This window comes from Rossellomorea pakistanensis, assembly GCF_016908495.1.
Classification (GTDB): Bacteria; Bacillota; Bacilli; order Bacillales; family Bacillaceae_B; genus Rossellomorea; species Rossellomorea pakistanensis.
In genome coordinates this window covers 1,267,339-1,282,625 of the sequence record NZ_JAFBDZ010000002.1, presented here as the reverse complement: position 1 = coordinate 1,282,625, position 15,287 = coordinate 1,267,339, and the positions used below count along the sequence as shown (strand labels likewise).

15 protein-coding genes and 1 rRNA gene are annotated in these 15,287 nt (G+C 35.6%); 5 read left to right on the top strand and 11 right to left on the bottom strand.

Annotated features, from left to right (window positions below; all coding sequences use genetic code 11):
- Positions 1-66: ribosomal RNA gene (locus JOC86_RS13825) — 16S ribosomal RNA — on the bottom strand; the annotation flags it as partial.
- 370 nt (positions 67-436) lie between these two features.
- Here JOC86_RS13825 and JOC86_RS13820 point away from each other — a divergent pair.
- Positions 437-616 carry a hypothetical protein gene (locus JOC86_RS13820; protein ID WP_205173445.1) on the top strand — a complete coding sequence of 60 codons (180 nt, stop codon included), beginning with the start codon at positions 437-439 and terminating at the stop codon, positions 614-616.
- Positions 617-659: 43 nt separating this feature from the next.
- Here the strand turns inward: JOC86_RS13820 and JOC86_RS13815 are convergent, their stop codons facing one another.
- A complete protein-coding gene (locus tag JOC86_RS13815) occupies positions 660-1,190 on the bottom strand; it encodes a GNAT family N-acetyltransferase (RefSeq protein WP_205173444.1) in 531 nt (176 codons plus the stop codon).
- A gap of 1 nt (position 1,191) precedes the next feature.
- Positions 1,192-2,103 carry a DMT family transporter gene (locus tag JOC86_RS13810; protein ID WP_205173443.1) on the bottom strand — a complete coding sequence of 304 codons (912 nt, stop codon included), beginning with the start codon at positions 2,101-2,103 and terminating at the stop codon, positions 1,192-1,194.
- Between the two features lie 296 nt (positions 2,104-2,399).
- Here JOC86_RS13810 and JOC86_RS13805 point away from each other — a divergent pair, with 296 nt between their 5' ends.
- Positions 2,400-3,095 (top strand): MgtC/SapB family protein, encoded by a 696-nt coding sequence (locus tag JOC86_RS13805; RefSeq protein WP_205173442.1) that lies wholly within the window; start codon positions 2,400-2,402, stop codon positions 3,093-3,095.
- Between the two features lie 90 nt (positions 3,096-3,185).
- Here the strand turns inward: JOC86_RS13805 and JOC86_RS13800 are convergent, their stop codons facing one another.
- From JOC86_RS13800 to JOC86_RS13790, 3 genes are all read right to left on the bottom strand, one after another.
- Complete coding sequence (locus JOC86_RS13800; protein ID WP_205173440.1) at positions 3,186-3,917, bottom strand: hypothetical protein; 732 nt, start codon at positions 3,915-3,917, stop codon at positions 3,186-3,188.
- A 203-nt stretch (positions 3,918-4,120) separates the two neighbouring features.
- On the bottom strand, positions 4,121-6,100 hold the full coding sequence (ltaS, locus tag JOC86_RS13795) for a lipoteichoic acid synthase (protein ID WP_205173438.1): 1,980 nt from the start codon (positions 6,098-6,100) through the stop codon (positions 4,121-4,123).
- Positions 6,101-6,647: 547 nt separating this feature from the next.
- Positions 6,648-7,214, bottom strand: a complete 567-nt coding sequence (locus JOC86_RS13790) for a helix-turn-helix domain-containing protein (protein WP_205173436.1) — start codon at positions 7,212-7,214, stop codon at positions 6,648-6,650.
- A gap of 107 nt (positions 7,215-7,321) precedes the next feature.
- Here JOC86_RS13790 and JOC86_RS13785 point away from each other — a divergent pair, with 107 nt between their 5' ends.
- Complete coding sequence (locus JOC86_RS13785; protein WP_205173434.1) at positions 7,322-8,311, top strand: DMT family transporter; 990 nt, start codon at positions 7,322-7,324, stop codon at positions 8,309-8,311.
- Positions 8,312-8,557: 246 nt separating this feature from the next.
- Positions 8,558-9,052 carry a DinB family protein gene (locus JOC86_RS13780; protein WP_338021760.1) on the top strand — a complete coding sequence of 165 codons (495 nt, stop codon included), beginning with the start codon at positions 8,558-8,560 and terminating at the stop codon, positions 9,050-9,052.
- Between the two features lie 92 nt (positions 9,053-9,144).
- Here the strand turns inward: JOC86_RS13780 and JOC86_RS13775 are convergent, their stop codons facing one another.
- The 4 genes from JOC86_RS13775 to glpT form a co-directional block, all read right to left on the bottom strand.
- Positions 9,145-9,987, bottom strand: coding sequence for a MurR/RpiR family transcriptional regulator (locus JOC86_RS13775; RefSeq protein WP_205173432.1), 843 nt, complete (start codon positions 9,985-9,987; stop codon positions 9,145-9,147).
- Between the two features lie 153 nt (positions 9,988-10,140).
- Positions 10,141-10,827 carry an N-acetylmannosamine-6-phosphate 2-epimerase gene (locus JOC86_RS13770; protein ID WP_239587556.1) on the bottom strand — a complete coding sequence of 229 codons (687 nt, stop codon included), beginning with the start codon at positions 10,825-10,827 and terminating at the stop codon, positions 10,141-10,143.
- Between the two features lie 29 nt (positions 10,828-10,856).
- The gene (locus tag JOC86_RS13765; protein ID WP_205173430.1) at positions 10,857-12,389 is read right to left on the bottom strand and encodes a PTS transporter subunit EIIC; all 1,533 of its coding nucleotides are present in this window, start codon (positions 12,387-12,389) and stop codon (positions 10,857-10,859) included.
- A 325-nt stretch (positions 12,390-12,714) separates the two neighbouring features.
- Positions 12,715-14,076, bottom strand: a complete 1,362-nt coding sequence (gene glpT, locus JOC86_RS13760; protein WP_205173429.1) for a glycerol-3-phosphate transporter — start codon at positions 14,074-14,076, stop codon at positions 12,715-12,717.
- A gap of 452 nt (positions 14,077-14,528) precedes the next feature.
- Here glpT and JOC86_RS25025 point away from each other — a divergent pair, with 452 nt between their 5' ends.
- Positions 14,529-14,663, top strand: coding sequence for a hypothetical protein (locus tag JOC86_RS25025; protein ID WP_275583401.1), 135 nt, complete (start codon positions 14,529-14,531; stop codon positions 14,661-14,663).
- A gap of 263 nt (positions 14,664-14,926) precedes the next feature.
- On the opposite strand, the gene JOC86_RS25390 is transcribed toward JOC86_RS25025, so the two are convergent.
- Positions 14,927-14,989, bottom strand: coding sequence for a hypothetical protein (locus JOC86_RS25390; RefSeq protein WP_472925692.1), 63 nt, complete (start codon positions 14,987-14,989; stop codon positions 14,927-14,929).
- Positions 14,990-15,287: the final 298 nt, after the last annotated feature.

Below are 15,287 nucleotides of genomic sequence, written 5' to 3'. Positions count from 1 at the left end.
CTCGACTTGCATGTATTAGGCACGCCGCCAGCGTTCGTCCTGAGCCAGGATCAAACTCTCCGATAGAAGTTTGACTTGCTCATTTGTGTAAGAACTATGTTCTTACGTTGTAAATCTTTTTTAGAATTAACGTTGACGTTTTGTCTTGTTCAGTTTTCAAGGTTCAATGTGTTCGCTCCGTTTGAAGCGACTTTTCTAATTTATCATATGTCGCTATTTAAGTCAACAATTTTTTAAAGGATATTTTAAGTATCTATTCCAAATTATGTTGTTGCTCAGTGGCGACGTTTAATAATATATCACGATAATAATACTGTTGCAATAGTTTTTTTAAAACTTTTTCATTTTTACTTTAAATTACCGTATTATATAGAATGATTACAGTGACTCTTCATATATATTAAGAAGAAGTATATGTGAAAGGGGATATAACTTAATGCTTGTAGACTTCGCACTCATCATTTCGATTTTAATGGCTTTATATCTGTTTTCTTATGCTTATATTGAAGGAATAAGAATAAGTGAATCTGATCAAAAGGTGGATGGAGGCATTACTTTTATTTTTTCTATTATGATGGCCTTCGTATTTTCAGGTTTTACCTATTTATTTATATAAAGCGAAAGAGGCTGTCCCAGAAATTACAGACAGCCTCTTTTAATTACACAATCCTACTTAATTGTTCATTCAACTTCTGAAGATTATTCCAAAGATACCCCTCTTCATCCACTAACAAGTTATCGATCTTTACCTTTTCATTTTTTACTTTCTCACCGTTAAGAGAAGAATAAAAATACCGAGATGGGTTTTCAGCTATTACCCATACGAAGACATCCTTAAAGCCCACTTTCATTAAGGCTTCTACACCTGATTGAAATAAGCGAGTTCCAATTCTTTGTCCATGATATTCTTTCAATATATAAATGGCAAAAAGCTCACCACAATAATCTCCGCTTCTTTCTTTTCCAAATGAAGCGAATCCAATTACTTTATTGTCTTCTGTTTCAGCAATAAAGGTATAGTGATTTTCAGAGAGCACTCTGTTCCATAATTCACATTTATCTTTTTCATTAAGACTATTCAAATACTCTTTTGTCAAGATGGAGCTATACGTAGTTCGCCAGCTCTCAACATGAACTCTTGCAACCATTGGTGCGTCTTGTTTTTCCGCTTTCCTTATTATCACATTCATCTTAGTTGGCTTCCTTTATTTGCTGCTTATAAATTCTTCTTCCTCTTCTCTCCTCCAGAAGAAAAATAGATACACCCGATATAATAATACTTCCTCCTATAATTTGTGTCCATGTGATAGATTCAGAAAGAAGATAATAAGCTAACAAAGAAGCACCAATGGGTTCAAATAAGATGGCCATTGAAATCGTAGATGTACTTAGCCATTTTAATGACCAGTTAAATAATGTATGTCCCAGTAATGTCGGGATGATGGCAAGGAGGATGAAATAGACCCACTCTTCCATTGGAAATGGTCCTAAGCTTTCTCCCTTGAGCACTACATATAATAGTAGGATGATTGATGAAATGGCATACACAAGATAGGTGTAAGTGACTAAAGAAAGCCTTCTTCTCACTGTTTGGCCAAACAAAAGGTAGCCAGTTACAAGTGCACAAGCTAGTAGTGCTAGGATATCACCAAATAAAGCCTGTCCACTTACTTGAAAGTCACCCCAACTAATGACAACGCTACCGATAATAGCCAGTATCCCAGATAAAACTGCCTTAGCCGAAAAAGTTTCTTTGAAAAATAAATACGTACCTATAAAGGCAAATAGTGGCTGCAATGTAACCAATACAGTTGAACTGGCTACAGAAGTATAATTAAGGGATTCAAACCACAGGATGAAGTGGAATGCTAAAAAAACCCCTGCAATAATAGAATAAACCCAATCAGATTTTGTAATTAGCTTAAGCTCATGAAGGTATTTTAGTAAGAAGAGTGGAGTCATGATGATAATGGTAAAAAATAAACGGTAAAATGCTAGTACTCCCGCTTCTGAATTGGAAACCTTTACTAAAATGGCCGATGTAGATACAGAGATGACTCCAATTGCTAATACTAAATAGGGATTTACCTTTGTTTCTTGCATATTTCATTCCCCTTTATTAATAATATTGGCTAAAACCTTATTTAAATATTTTAATAGGCTCTTTTCAAAAAGTTTGTTGCTTTTAACAACATTGAAAACGCAGTGTGGATTGGAGCGGAAGGCACTTGACTCCTGCGGGATGCAGAGGAAACGTCGAGGAGGCTCGACTTTCAACGGTATTCCCAAAAACAACAATCTCTACAAAGAAAGCCTTTTAATAAAACTATTCTAGCGATTTCTGTTATGATTTGCTATAAGAAAATCTTAGCGTTCGACGGATGAAGGGAGAGTCATGGATGGGGTATATAGATACAGAAATATTAATTAAGCTAGGGATTTCAGCAATATTAGGATTAGTAATCGGGCTTGAACGAGAATTAAAAAGAAAGCCCGTTGGACTCAAAACATCACTTGTCATATCGATCGTTAGTTGCTTATTAACGATTGTTTCTATTGAATCTGCCTATCTTTTTCCAGGTGATAAAGATGTGAATATTACAATGGATCCATTGCGTTTGGCAGCTCAAATTGTATCAGGGATCGGTTTCTTAGGGGCAGGTGTTATTTTACGAAGAGGGAATGACAGTATTTCAGGACTCACAACTGCTGCAATGATCTGGGGAGCAGCCGGAATTGGAATTGCTGTTGGGGCAGGTTTTTATATGGAAGCCACAGCAGGTGTTATTTTTCTAATTGTGGCGGTAGAAATTTTACCGATTGTCATTACTTATATTGGTCCCAGAAGATTAAGGGAGAAAGAAATTCTGTTAAAGACAACAATCAGTGAGAAAAAAAATATTGAAAAAGTGATTAACTGTATTAAGGATGAAAAGATAGCCATTAAAAATGTTCGTATTAAAGACATTAAAGAGAGTGATCAGCATTTACTTGTACTTAAGGTTACGGTTGATTATCGCAGAAGTACTACAGATGTGTATTATACCGTTTCACTCATTGAGGGTGTTGATGTGGTGGAGATTGAGAGCTTGTAATAAGACTCCATTAAAATATGAAGAGGCAGTACCAAAATAGTCTAGAGCCCAACATCTATAATATAGATGTTGGGCTCTAGACTCTTCGGTTTAAGATAGCCTTTTCATATTTTCAGCAATGTTTTTCATCTCTTTTTGTGATATAAACAGTTCCATTTTCTGATATGTAGTATGACCTATTTCTAATTGCTTCTGAAACGGTTGCAGATCTACTTTACTATCAAGAAAAACCTCTTTATATAATGCTTCAGGGACATATCTGATATTTTTCTCTGTTACTACTATTTTTACATTATGCTTTTGAAATTGTTCAATCCATTGATCCAAATCATATTGGTTCTCTATGCCAAATGTTTTAAATTGATAACTCCCTTCCTTTTTCCATACAAAAATAATATTTACTCCTACAATGTAAAGTGTTTTAAAATCCTTTCGGTTATTAAGTGTATATCTTGATGTTTTTCCGATGATGATCTTTTCCATTTGTTCATATGGAATCAAGTCTTCTTTTTCTTCACCTGATTTAAAATCCTTAAAGAATGTATAATAACCTTCATTATTTAATTCATTTATTATTTTATACCTTAAATACTGCCGGTAATTTTTATAAGTAAGTACAGCCATAAACCCAAATATTAATAAAGGAATCAAAAGTAAGAAAGGTAGTCCTGAACTAAAATGAAAAAATAATAAATAGAGTAATAAACCTATGCATCCTACTGTAACAATACTTAGTACGGATATTAAACCGACATGGAAAGCTTTCGCATAACCAGCTAGCTGATTCGAAAATTTTAATCCCTCTCCTTGCATTTCTATCATGTCTTGCTCACCATCCAAATGAATTATTTCATTAACAAGCTAACCATAATCCCTTTTTATGGAAAAGGGTCTATTTCACTATTTTAAATGACCACAGTAGATCCTCATCTCCCTCTCCTAAAAAAAGCTTCGTCTACACTCAAAATTTCTTATCAATAAATAAAAGAGGTTAGCCAGTGGCTAACCTCTTAAGAAACACTTTATTACTGCACATTAGCTTCTTGATCTTTTTCGTTCTCTGAGTTCTTTGGATTTGGATTGTTATATTGATAATCATTAGGGTCAATCGGTGTATAGCCTTTCGGATCATGGAAGCGTAGTAAATCTTCATAGACCACTTTATCTGAAAGCTCTAATTGTTTCTGAGCATCTTTAGATACTTCTTTACACTTATTAGCTTCAGATTCTGCTATTGGCTCTCCTGTTTCATTATCATAACAAACCCCTTGAATGCTTGAGTACTCTTCTGACATAACATCTCCATTTCGGAAAGGTACAATCTCTTTACGGTCCTTCGCAAACAAGTCTTGACCAAAATGGATATAGTCATTTGTTTTTACACCTAATAAGTTCATCAGTGTTGGACGAACATCAACTTGCCCGCTATACGTATGATTTACTCCACCTTCCATACCTGGAACATGAATAAACAAAGGTACACGTTGTAGCTGAGCATTTTCAAACTCAGTAATTTCTTTCCCCATTACTTTAGACATAGCTTTATTATGGTTTTCTGAGATACCATAATGATCACCGTACATGACAATTACAGTATTGTCATATAACCCTGATTCTTTAAGATCATTGAAGAAGTCCTCTAATGCCTGATCCATATAGTGAGCCGTTTGGAAATAACGATCCACTACGCCATCGCCTGTGTCCCCTTGTGGAAAATCGGTATCATTTTCGTGCTTATCAAATGGAAAGTGATTTGATAAGGTAAGGAATTTAGTATAAAAAGGCTGTGGAAGGTCTTCAAGCATCGGGATTGATTCTTTAAAGAATGGTTTATCTTTTAGCCCATATGCCACTAAATCTTCTTGATTGTCCATATTATAGTAAGTTGCATCGTAGAATTTATCATATCCATAAGATTTATACATAACAGAACGATTCCAGAATGTCTTGTAGTTACCATGGAATGCAGCTGAAGTATACCCTCTAGATTTCAAAATAGCAGGAGCTGATTGATAAGTGTTTCCTGCATGTGTCATAGACACAGCTCCTTGTGGCAGTGGATATAAAGAGTTCTCCATTATAAATTCTGCATCAGATGTTTTCCCTTGCCCAGTTTGGTGGAAGAAATTATCGAAATAGTACGCCCCTTCTTTCTCCACTAATGAATTTAGGAATGGCGTCACTTCTTTTCCATCAATTTCTTTACCAATAACAAACGATTGAAGAGATTCCATTGAAACATAAATAACATTCATTCCTTTTGCCTTCCCGAAATATTCCGGATTAGCATCAAGATTATTGGCTTTTACATAGTTTTGAATTTCTGCAATTTCACTGCTATCTGCCATTGCACGTTTTGCTGTCGTTTTTGAGTTCTGAATCGCGTCATATACTGTAAAATTATACGTTCCTAAATATTTCACTAAATAGTTACGGTCAAAGCTACGAGTTAATAACTCAGGTCGATCAATATTGGCAAGACCTAAATTAATTAAGAATATAAGAACCGCTGAAGCCATTACCGCCATGACAGAACGGAAACGGAGCTTTTCTTGAATCTTTACTTTTTTCAAAACGATGAATCCAATAATTACAATAGTATCAGCGAAATAGAAAATATCTAATGGATTCATTAATTCAAGCGCACTGCTTCCCATTCCTCCATTTGTTTTCGCCTGGAAGATTACCGGGATCGTAATAAAGTCATTAAAGAATCGATAATAAACGACATTTGCATATAATAAAAAGGACATCAAAAGGTTAATAACAACAAAGGCTATATTCCGCATACGTCCTTTAAACAATAATGCAAACCCAAAAGCGAGTAACGCTGAACTTATTGGATTAATAAATAATAAAAAGTGTTGAAAAACACTTTGAATTCCCAAGTCAAACTCAATTATATAAACTGTATAAGTTTTTAACCAAAATAATGTCACAATTAAAAAGAAGAATGACAGCTCACCACTGAACATCTTCTTAACATTTGTTTTTAAGAAGTTCATGTACTTCATTCCTTTTATTAAAAATTTGTTTAGTTTTTGTAAATCAACATTGCCTATTATAGCAGATTTTCTTTACATTGGTGTTACATTTTTTTGTAAATCCTTGAGAGAGTGATAGAGACCTTTTCATATAAGGATTTATTGATAAAAGGTATTTTCATCCATTTATCACAAACGTGAACATAAAGCGATTTAGCAGAAATTCATTTATTAGGGTTTGTAAAAATCATTTAAATTCATGTTTTCTAAATTACCATTGTTTCATATCTATGAAAATACTATTTAGAGGAATGTTGAAATTTGTTCATATTTACTCTTACTAAAATTCGTTGTCGGGCTTGGTCAATTTCTTAACAAAAAAGAAATGAATCCTGTATAAAATACCCATGAATTCATTGCCTTTCACCCCTCAATCCAAAAACGGGTCCATAGGCCCTGCACTAGGAACGTGGCTACAAAGCTATATTGAAAAATGACGTTCAAAACCTTTCTCTTAAATAGTTCCTAAATTGAAAATTCTTTCCTTTCTATAAGAAAATGATTAGGTTTAAGCATTGTTATAGGACATAACAAAGTGTAATACCGTTATAGACGATGAAGGATTTATATACGAATGCTCTCTGTCAGCATTAAACTTTATAGAATCAAATTCAGATAGGTGATAATAATCATCTTGGATCTTAACTTTTAATTCTCCTGACATGACCGTTACATACTCTACAACCCCTAACTGATGAGCCCCTGGAGAATATTCGCTGTTTGGTTCTAGAAAAGCCCTGTGGATCTCAATCGAGCCATAATGGGAAGCATCAAACATTGGTTCCAATGAACAAGCCTGATTAGCACTTACAATTTTATTTCCTTTGTTCTTTCGAGAAACGATCACCTCCTGATGTTCATTTAGTAAAACGGAGATCGGAATGGATAAACCATTCGCGATTTTCCAAATGACAGCAAGTGATGGATTGGCTTCTCCTCTCTCAATATTCCCTAATGTTAATTTACTCACATCAGTTATATCAGCTAATCCTTGTAGGCTCATTCCTCTTTCTTGCCTGATTTTCCGTAGAGCTTCCCCTACTTGTTTAGCAAACTTTTCAGCATCACGGTCCATGAAAGTCAATCTCCTTCATTATTTTGTAGTAATTTTCCGAATAGTAAAGTATAATATAGTAATCGTTTGATATATTATACTTTACCTAGAAATGGAAGGTGGAACACATGAAAGAAATAGCTATTGGTATATTAGCCTCAATGTTCTTTGCGGTCACCTTTATTTTAAACCGGTCGATGGAACTCTCTGGAGGGAGTTGGATATGGAGTTCATCCCTGAGATTCATCTTTATGATTCCGTTTTTATTTTTAATTGTACTATTTCGGAAAAATCTAAAACAAGTCATAACCGAAATTATGAAACAACCATTTCAGTGGTTTTGTTGGAGTTTTGTTGGTTTTGTATTATTTTACGCTCCCATTACTTATGCGGCTGCCTATGGACCAGGTTGGTTGGTTGCGGGAACATGGCAAATGACGATTGTCGCAGGAACTTTATTAGGGCCTCTATTTTTCAAAACGATCTATTCAAAAAATGGTCAAGTGAAGGTAAGACAAAAAATCCCTTTAAAATCCCTTTACATTTCCATCTTTATATTATTTGGTGTTGTACTAATTCAACTGCAAAAAGCTGATAGTTTAACTATAAATGAGATCATGATTGGGGTTCTGCCAGTTGTTATTGCCGCCTTTGCTTATCCGCTGGGCAACCGAAAAATGATGGAAGTTTGTGATGGGAGGCTGGATACCTTTCAACGTGTCTTCGGTATGACATTAGCAAGTCTCCCATTCTGGCTGGTTCTTAGTGTATATGGTTTCATTGAGGTTGGAACTCCTTCTTCAGAGCAAATTTCCCAATCGTTTATTGTCGCTATCTGTTCAGGGATTATTGCCACTACTTTATTTTTCATAGCAACGGATCGAGTGCAGCATCATCAAGGAAAGCTAGCATCTGTTGAAGCAACACAATCAACCCAAGTTTTATTTGTAATCATTGGTGAAGTGTTCCTTTTTTCAAGTCCTTTGCCAAGTGGTATTGCATGGGGTGGATTACTTATTATTGTTATAGGAATGCTGCTTCATAGCTTCTATACGAAACAAATGAATACTAAACCAAAATTAAGGGTTATTTATAATACAAAAGCACAGAAGTTTTAACTAAACATTAGTGTCTTGAACCACAACTTCATTATATAAAAGAAACTCGGAAAACATCTTTTATATTTGGCTGTTTTCTAAAATATTGCTATTTTTTAAGAACATAACCTTTTCAAATAACAACCATGTTTACTAAAACAGCCATATATAGATGATCATTGCAGTTCTTGGAACTTTTTTTCAAGTTCATAAGTAGCTTTTTCATTAATTATAAGGTTTAGCAGGAGAAAAACATTAGTTTAACGAATAACTTCCATTACATGGGAGGGAGATATTACGAAAAAACGTCATGAAGTTTTATTTAAGCAAATTGAGACTTATCGAAGCGAGGTATTAGCTGCAGTAGAAGATGTTACTTCCGAGGAAGCTGAGATTATTCCAAATGGTTTCCATAACAATATTCGCTGGAATCTTGGGCACATCTTTTTAGATCAATTTTTATGGATCCAAGCCATAACAAAAGAAGATGCTAATGTTCCTGAACCATTCCACTCTTGGTTTGGATTTGGAACCTTCCCAAAAGATTTCACCGCAGATACTCCATCATTTGAAGAATTAAAAACCTTACTTAAACAGCAACCTGCACGATTAAAGCAAGCTTACGGGAACCGTTTAGAAGAAGAATTCCCTCCTACTGAAATGGGAATCCATACAATTGAACAAGTATTGATTAGGACCATTTTTCACGAAGGAATGCACCTTCAGGCGATTTGGGATTTGCGGAAATACTTAGCAGGTTGAAAAATATAATGTGAATTATGTGTACACTTATTTTACGATTAGTAAAAAAGTATTGATGATGGTCACTTTTCGTATTGTAACCCACACACCGTTTAATCCCTGTCAAACAATGCTTTCAAGGTATTTTCACGCAACTGTAATCTGTTCTTATAGTCATTGGATACCAATTCAGTGTATAGTAAATCAAAAAGCAATAAAAGCGGGAGCAGAGGAGAGATATTCTGACCCAGATACATATTGTTTTTACTTGCCACTTGAAGTGATATGTCTCCTACCTGAGATAATGTTGACCCCTTTGTTCCTGTAAAAACTATAACCTTCGCTCCTTGTCTTTTAGCCACTTTGACCGCACGAATAACTTCGTTCGTTTCTCCAGAGATGGAAATTCCTATTATCACGCTATCTTCCCCACATAAAGCTGCATTCATGACAGCCAGATGCGGGTCTGTAATAGCTTCAACTGGCAGTCCAACTCTAAAAAATTTCACTTGAAACTCATGAGCTGCTATCCCTGAACTACCAAGGCCATATATTTGAATTTTTCGTGCTTCATTTAATAACTCTACAGCTCTTTGAATACGTTTATACTCTGTTACCCTGAAAGTATTGTCGATGATATCCTGATAATTGTGGTAAAGCTTTGCAAAATGTTCCATCTGTTTAATATCTGTATGTTCACTTGGAACCCTATTAAGATCGACATATCTTTTCAACTCATGCTTGAATTCGTTGAAACCGGAAAAAGAAAGCTTCTGGCTAAAGCGGGTGATGGTTGCTGGCGACAAATGAAGCTTTTTGGCGATCTGGCTGATGGACAGTCTGCTTGCTTCCTCTGGGTACTTTAGTATGTACTGAGCTAACTCCACTTCCGTTTGAGTAAATGTTTCTAGACTCATTTCAATGCTGTTCATTAAGTTTTTTCCAAGGTACTTCATAAAAGATTCACCCATTCTAACGATTTAATTTTGCCTTTATTTTAAGTTATTTCATATCATTAAATACCTTTTGCAACTTGTCAATAAATATAGAAATAAAAAGAATCATGCCATTTTCCGGCATGATTCCGTATGTTAATTTACGATATAGATTTATTTTAAAGCGTCTGTAAATGTTTCCGTGATTAACTGTGGTCTTGTGATCGCTCCACCTACCACTACTGCATGCACATTCATGTCGATTATCGCCCGGGCAATCTGAGGGGTAGATACATTTCCTTCCGCCAACACTTTTGCCTTCTTGACAGTTTTTACTAGGTCCTTAATAATTTGATAGTCATTTTGGTAAATTTTCTTCCCCATCGTATCTTCTGTATATCCATAGAGAGTAGGGGCAACAATGTCGAACCCAAGCTCGTCAGCATTTTTACCTTCTTGTACACTAGAGACATCTGCCATAAGTAGGACATTAGGATATTTCTCTCTTATTTCACTATAGAACTCATTTAAATTCTTTCCATCTGGTCTCTTTCTGAACGTTGCGTCAAGGGCAATGATCTCAACACCAGTTGTCATTAACGCATCTACTTCTGCCATCGTAGGGGTAATGAATACATCATGATCACTGTAGATTTTCTTGATAATTCCAATAACCGGTAAGTCAACATTTTTCTTAATTTCCACTATGTCCTCAACAGAGTTTGCCCTAATCCCTACTGCTCCACCTTCTTTAGCAGCAATGGCCATTCGTCCCATAATGAATGAACTGTGCAATGGCTCTCCTTCTAATGCTTGGCACGATACGATTAATCCTTGATCTAGTTGTTCTAAAATCTTCAATGCTAGCACTCCTTAAGCGATTCTATTCATTACCCTTCCATGTACTCTTCAATCTCACTTTTAATAATGGTAACTTGAGGACCGTAAATAATTTGAATACCTTTACCGCTCTTCACAATCCCTTTTGACCCCGTTTGTTTTATAGGATCTTCCTCAACCTTCATTTCATCTAACACAGTTACTCGAAGTCGCGTTGCACAACAATCGACGACATCAATATTTTCTTTTCCTCCTAAACCTTGTACAATCATTTTAGCTCTTTCTGAAGCTGTAACTTGTTTAACAGATTGTTCATCATCTTCACGACCGAGAACCTTGTAATTCTTTTTCTTAATTAAGAATTTAAACGTAAAGTAGTAGACGAAAAACCATGGAATCCCTATCATCAAGACATAGATCCAATTTGTCTTATCATTGCCTTGCAGAATTCCGAATAAAATGAAATCTATAAGTCCTCCAGAAAAGGTTTGCCCAATCGTAATGTTAAAGATATCCGCCATCATGAACGCCAAACCGTCGAAGAATGCATGAACAATATATAAAACAGGCGCAACGAACAGAAAGCTAAATTCGAGTGGTTCAGTAATCCCAGTTAAAAAAGATGTTAATGCTGCTGAAATAAGTAATCCACCGACAACTTTTCTATTCTTAGGTTTCGCACAATGATAGATGGCAAGGGCAGCTCCAGGTAAACCAAACATCATTGTGATAAAACGGCCGCTCATAAACCTTGACACACCCTCATAATATTGGGTAGTACTTGGATCAGCTAGTTGGGCAAAGAAGATATTCTGAGTACCATTTACAAGGTGTCCAGCAATCTCCATTGAACCTCCTAGAGCAGTTTGCCAAAATGGCAGGTAAAAGATGTGGTGTAATCCTAATGGACCAAGCATCCTTAAGATAAATCCAAAGAAGAAAGTTCCTATCGTACCTGTACTAGTTACAATGGCTCCTAATTGGTTGATCAACTCCTGGAAGTACGGCCAAATGATAAATAGAGCCGCCCCTAAGAATATGGAAGCAAAGGATACCACAATGGGGATGAATCGAGAACCGCCAAAGAACCCTAATACTTGTGGAAGATTAATTTTGTTATACTTATTGTGTAAAAGTGCTGCTGTAATCCCAACCAGAATTCCTCCGAATACACCTGTTTCAAGAGTCTGAATCCCAACAGCCATTCCCTGCCCAGCCCCAGCTAGGTTCTCTTTAGCGAGGTTGCCTGTAATACTGAGTAATGCGCTGATAGTAGAATTCATCACAAAGAAACCAATCATAGCCGCGAGACCAGCCGTACCTTTATCCGAACGGGCAAGACCCACGGCAACTCCTACCGCAAAGATAATGGGCAAGTTAGCAAACACGATACTCCCCGCAGAGCTCATAATCATAAAGATAGCCTGTAGCCATCCAATGTCTAAAAATGAATATGCCTTTATTGTATTAGGGTTTGAAAGTGCTCCCCCTATTCCTAAAAGTAATCCGGCAGCAGGTAAAACAGCAATGGGAAGCATAAATGATTTACCGAATTGCTGTGCTTTCTCAAATGCCTTTTTCATCATAATCCCCCCAATATATAATTCCTTGAGAATTCTTTTTCATTTGAAATCGTTTCAAAGTCTTACTCTAATTTTATGTTAAGTCGTATATAAACCGCTTACAATACCATTTTCCCTTTTCTTAATTGTTTTCATTATCCACTACAAATGAATGAAAATGTTTTCATTAATGGATGGTTAAGTTCTCTCCATATAATTAAAGATAAGTTCATTATTAAAGAGATGGATAACAAACAAAAAAAGAACCACCTCGATTTAACCAAATAAAGGTTAAATCAAGATCGTTCTACTAAAAATAGAAAAGTAATCATGTAAATTGGTAAATCTAATGCTTAACTACTTCTTGACCTCTTACATTCCAGGTGATGGCAAACAATACAGTTGCAAGTACACAGGAACCAGTCAATAACATAAAGCCTGCATCCCAGCTTGCGTATTGGACAATGTAACCAAGTAAAGCATTGGCCATCACAGCTCCACCTAAATAACCAAATAACCCAGTAAGTCCAGCTGCAGTACCAGCTGCCTTCTTCGGAACAAAATCGAGTGCTTGCAATCCTATTAACATAACAGGTCCATAGATTAAAAATCCAATTGCAATTAACGCTAAATTATCAATCATCGGATTACCTGCAGGATTTAACCAATAAACTACAACAGCGACTAACACACCCGCCATAAACACTACACCTGCAGGACCACGACGCCCTTTGAATACTTTATCTGAAATATATCCACATAAGAGAGTACCTGGTATCCCGGCCCACTCGTATAAGAAATAGGCGATACTTGATTCTTCCATATTGAACCCTTTTTCTTCACTTAAGTAAGTCGGAGCCCAATCCAATACTCCATACCTTACGAAATAAACAAATACGTTTGCAATAGCTATCGCCCAAACCCACTTATTATTCAAAACATATTTAAATAAAATTTCTTTCGTAGTTAGTTCTGTTTCAAACGTCTTCTTGGATTTACTTGGGTAGTCATTTCGATACTCCTCGATCGGTGGTAGCCCAACAGATTGAGGGGTATCACGCATCAATAGGAAGGCCACTACAGCAACTACAATGGCCACTAATGCCGGTAAAATGAAGATCCCTTCATACCCTACATATGCTGCTCCAAAATAAGTAGAGACAACAGAAACACCCATTATGGCTAAAGGTGCCATTAGCCCTCCCCCTACATTATGGGCAACGTTCCAAATCGCTGTCTTTCCACCTCTTTCACTGACACTAAACCAGTGAACAAGCGTACGCCCTGAAGGCGGCCAGCCCATCCCTTGAACCCATCCATTTAAGAATAGCATAACGAACATAATCGCAATTGAAGAAGTAAAAAAAGGTATAAGTCCCATTGCTAAATTAATGACAGCTGATAATATTAACCCTGCTGCCAAGAAGTATCTGGCATTACTTCTGTCCGAAACTGTCCCCATTACAAACTTACTAATTCCGTATGCAATGGATATAGCCGAGAGAGCTAAACCTAATTCACCTTTAGAAAAACCTTGTTCGGTTAAATAAGGTATAGCTAATGAGAAGTTTTTCCGTATTAAATAATAAGCGGCATAACCAATAAAAATTCCCATAAAGACTTGGAATCTTAACTTCTTATATTCTGAATCAATCCTATTTTCCGGCAACCTTTCAATAGGCGGCGCTGGACTAAACATTTTAAGCATACATGTCCTCCCGATATAAATTAGAAAATTCTCTACTTGGAAAAAAGAATATAATCATCTTGTTTTGAAACATAGAACAATTTTATACATTCTAGTTCTTCCTTTTGAGCCAAATTAAACTCTCACTCCTTTAAATAGATAAATTTTATCAAATTTACAACGTACCTAAAAACAAAAAAACCGCACTTCAGAAGACACTTCTCTTAACGAAAAGTGCTAATGTAGTGCAGGTCTCTATAGTCTCTAGCCCCGTTTGTTAACTTGTACTACAAATTTACATGAGAGTGAAAACGTTGTCAATCACTAAAATAATTATTTTATAAATAGACTTAGATATACATATTTTTGACAACGAATTACTCTAAATAATATTTTAGTTATTCCCCCCTATAAATCACTTCTATTATTCGAATCATTTAATAATTCACTCACAAAGAAAGGGGTTGACTCATTTGAAAGATATAAGGAGAAGGAAAGAATTTAATTCCTTGGTAAAAAAAGCCATGCTATCAGGGATATCTAAAGATCAATTTAAAAGCTTTATTAAAGTGATGAGTAATGAAAAAGATAAAAATAAACCGGAATAACGTTAATTACCTAAAAATGAATTCTCTTAGGTTTGGCTAAGTTTGAAAAGAAGAAGAGTTTTTTTATTCTTAGTTTTAATGATCATTTCCCTTTAAAATATATTGACTAAAATATGAAATTTTGCTCACTTAGAAGCCGGAAGTTTCTCTTTAATACCCCCCCTACTTAATAGGTAGTTGCCCGCCTAATTCTATCCATTATCCCTTTCGAAAAACTCAAGAACTTTTTGCGGTTTTTCCTTTTCTTTTTTTATAGGACTGTACTATAGCTTTAATAAACAGTAGAAAATAAGAAAGTAAAACAAAAAAATTTCGGGTTTTTCCATTACTTGAAAAGGACTGATCGACTTGACGTATTCTTTATGTTTGCCCTGATCATAAAATCGGCCTTTATTTCTATGCAGTCGTTATCGGTACAGCTAGCTTATTCTAAGTGAAAGAACCATCAAAGCTTTCGTACCCCCTAGGGATCGTAATACTCATTTTGTCAATGACCATTGCAAGCAATTTTCCTGAACATATTAAAGAAGGGTTAAAGCTTTTCGCCCTTTATTTTATTTATTCCTTTTCATGTAATCATCCCATTGTTACTTCTTGTAATCGCTTTTTTTAGGAATAGAAAAA

What these genes read in the sequence shown, in the direction of transcription:
- ltaS (WP_205173438.1), bottom strand. Translation starts at nt 6,100, where the DNA reads ATGAACTTCTTAAAAACAAATGTTAAGAAGATGTTCAGTGGTGAGCTG.
- JOC86_RS13820 (WP_205173445.1), top strand. Translation starts at nt 437, where the DNA reads ATGCTTGTAGACTTCGCACTCATCATTTCGATTTTAATGGCTTTATAT.
- JOC86_RS13785 (WP_205173434.1), top strand. Translation starts at nt 7,322, where the DNA reads ATGAAAGAAATAGCTATTGGTATATTAGCCTCAATGTTCTTTGCGGTC.
- JOC86_RS13805 (WP_205173442.1), top strand. Translation starts at nt 2,400, where the DNA reads ATGGGGTATATAGATACAGAAATATTAATTAAGCTAGGGATTTCAGCA.
- JOC86_RS13775 (WP_205173432.1), bottom strand. Translation starts at nt 9,987, where the DNA reads ATGAAGTACCTTGGAAAAAACTTAATGAACAGCATTGAAATGAGTCTA.
- JOC86_RS13800 (WP_205173440.1), bottom strand. Translation starts at nt 3,917, where the DNA reads ATGATAGAAATGCAAGGAGAGGGATTAAAATTTTCGAATCAGCTAGCT.
- JOC86_RS13765 (WP_205173430.1), bottom strand. Translation starts at nt 12,389, where the DNA reads ATGAAAAAGGCATTTGAGAAAGCACAGCAATTCGGTAAATCATTTATG.
- JOC86_RS13810 (WP_205173443.1), bottom strand. Translation starts at nt 2,103, where the DNA reads ATGCAAGAAACAAAGGTAAATCCCTATTTAGTATTAGCAATTGGAGTC.
- JOC86_RS13815 (WP_205173444.1), bottom strand. Translation starts at nt 1,190, where the DNA reads ATGAATGTGATAATAAGGAAAGCGGAAAAACAAGACGCACCAATGGTT.
- glpT (WP_205173429.1), bottom strand. Translation starts at nt 14,076, where the DNA reads ATGCTTAAAATGTTTAGTCCAGCGCCGCCTATTGAAAGGTTGCCGGAA.
- JOC86_RS13790 (WP_205173436.1), bottom strand. Translation starts at nt 7,214, where the DNA reads ATGGACCGTGATGCTGAAAAGTTTGCTAAACAAGTAGGGGAAGCTCTA.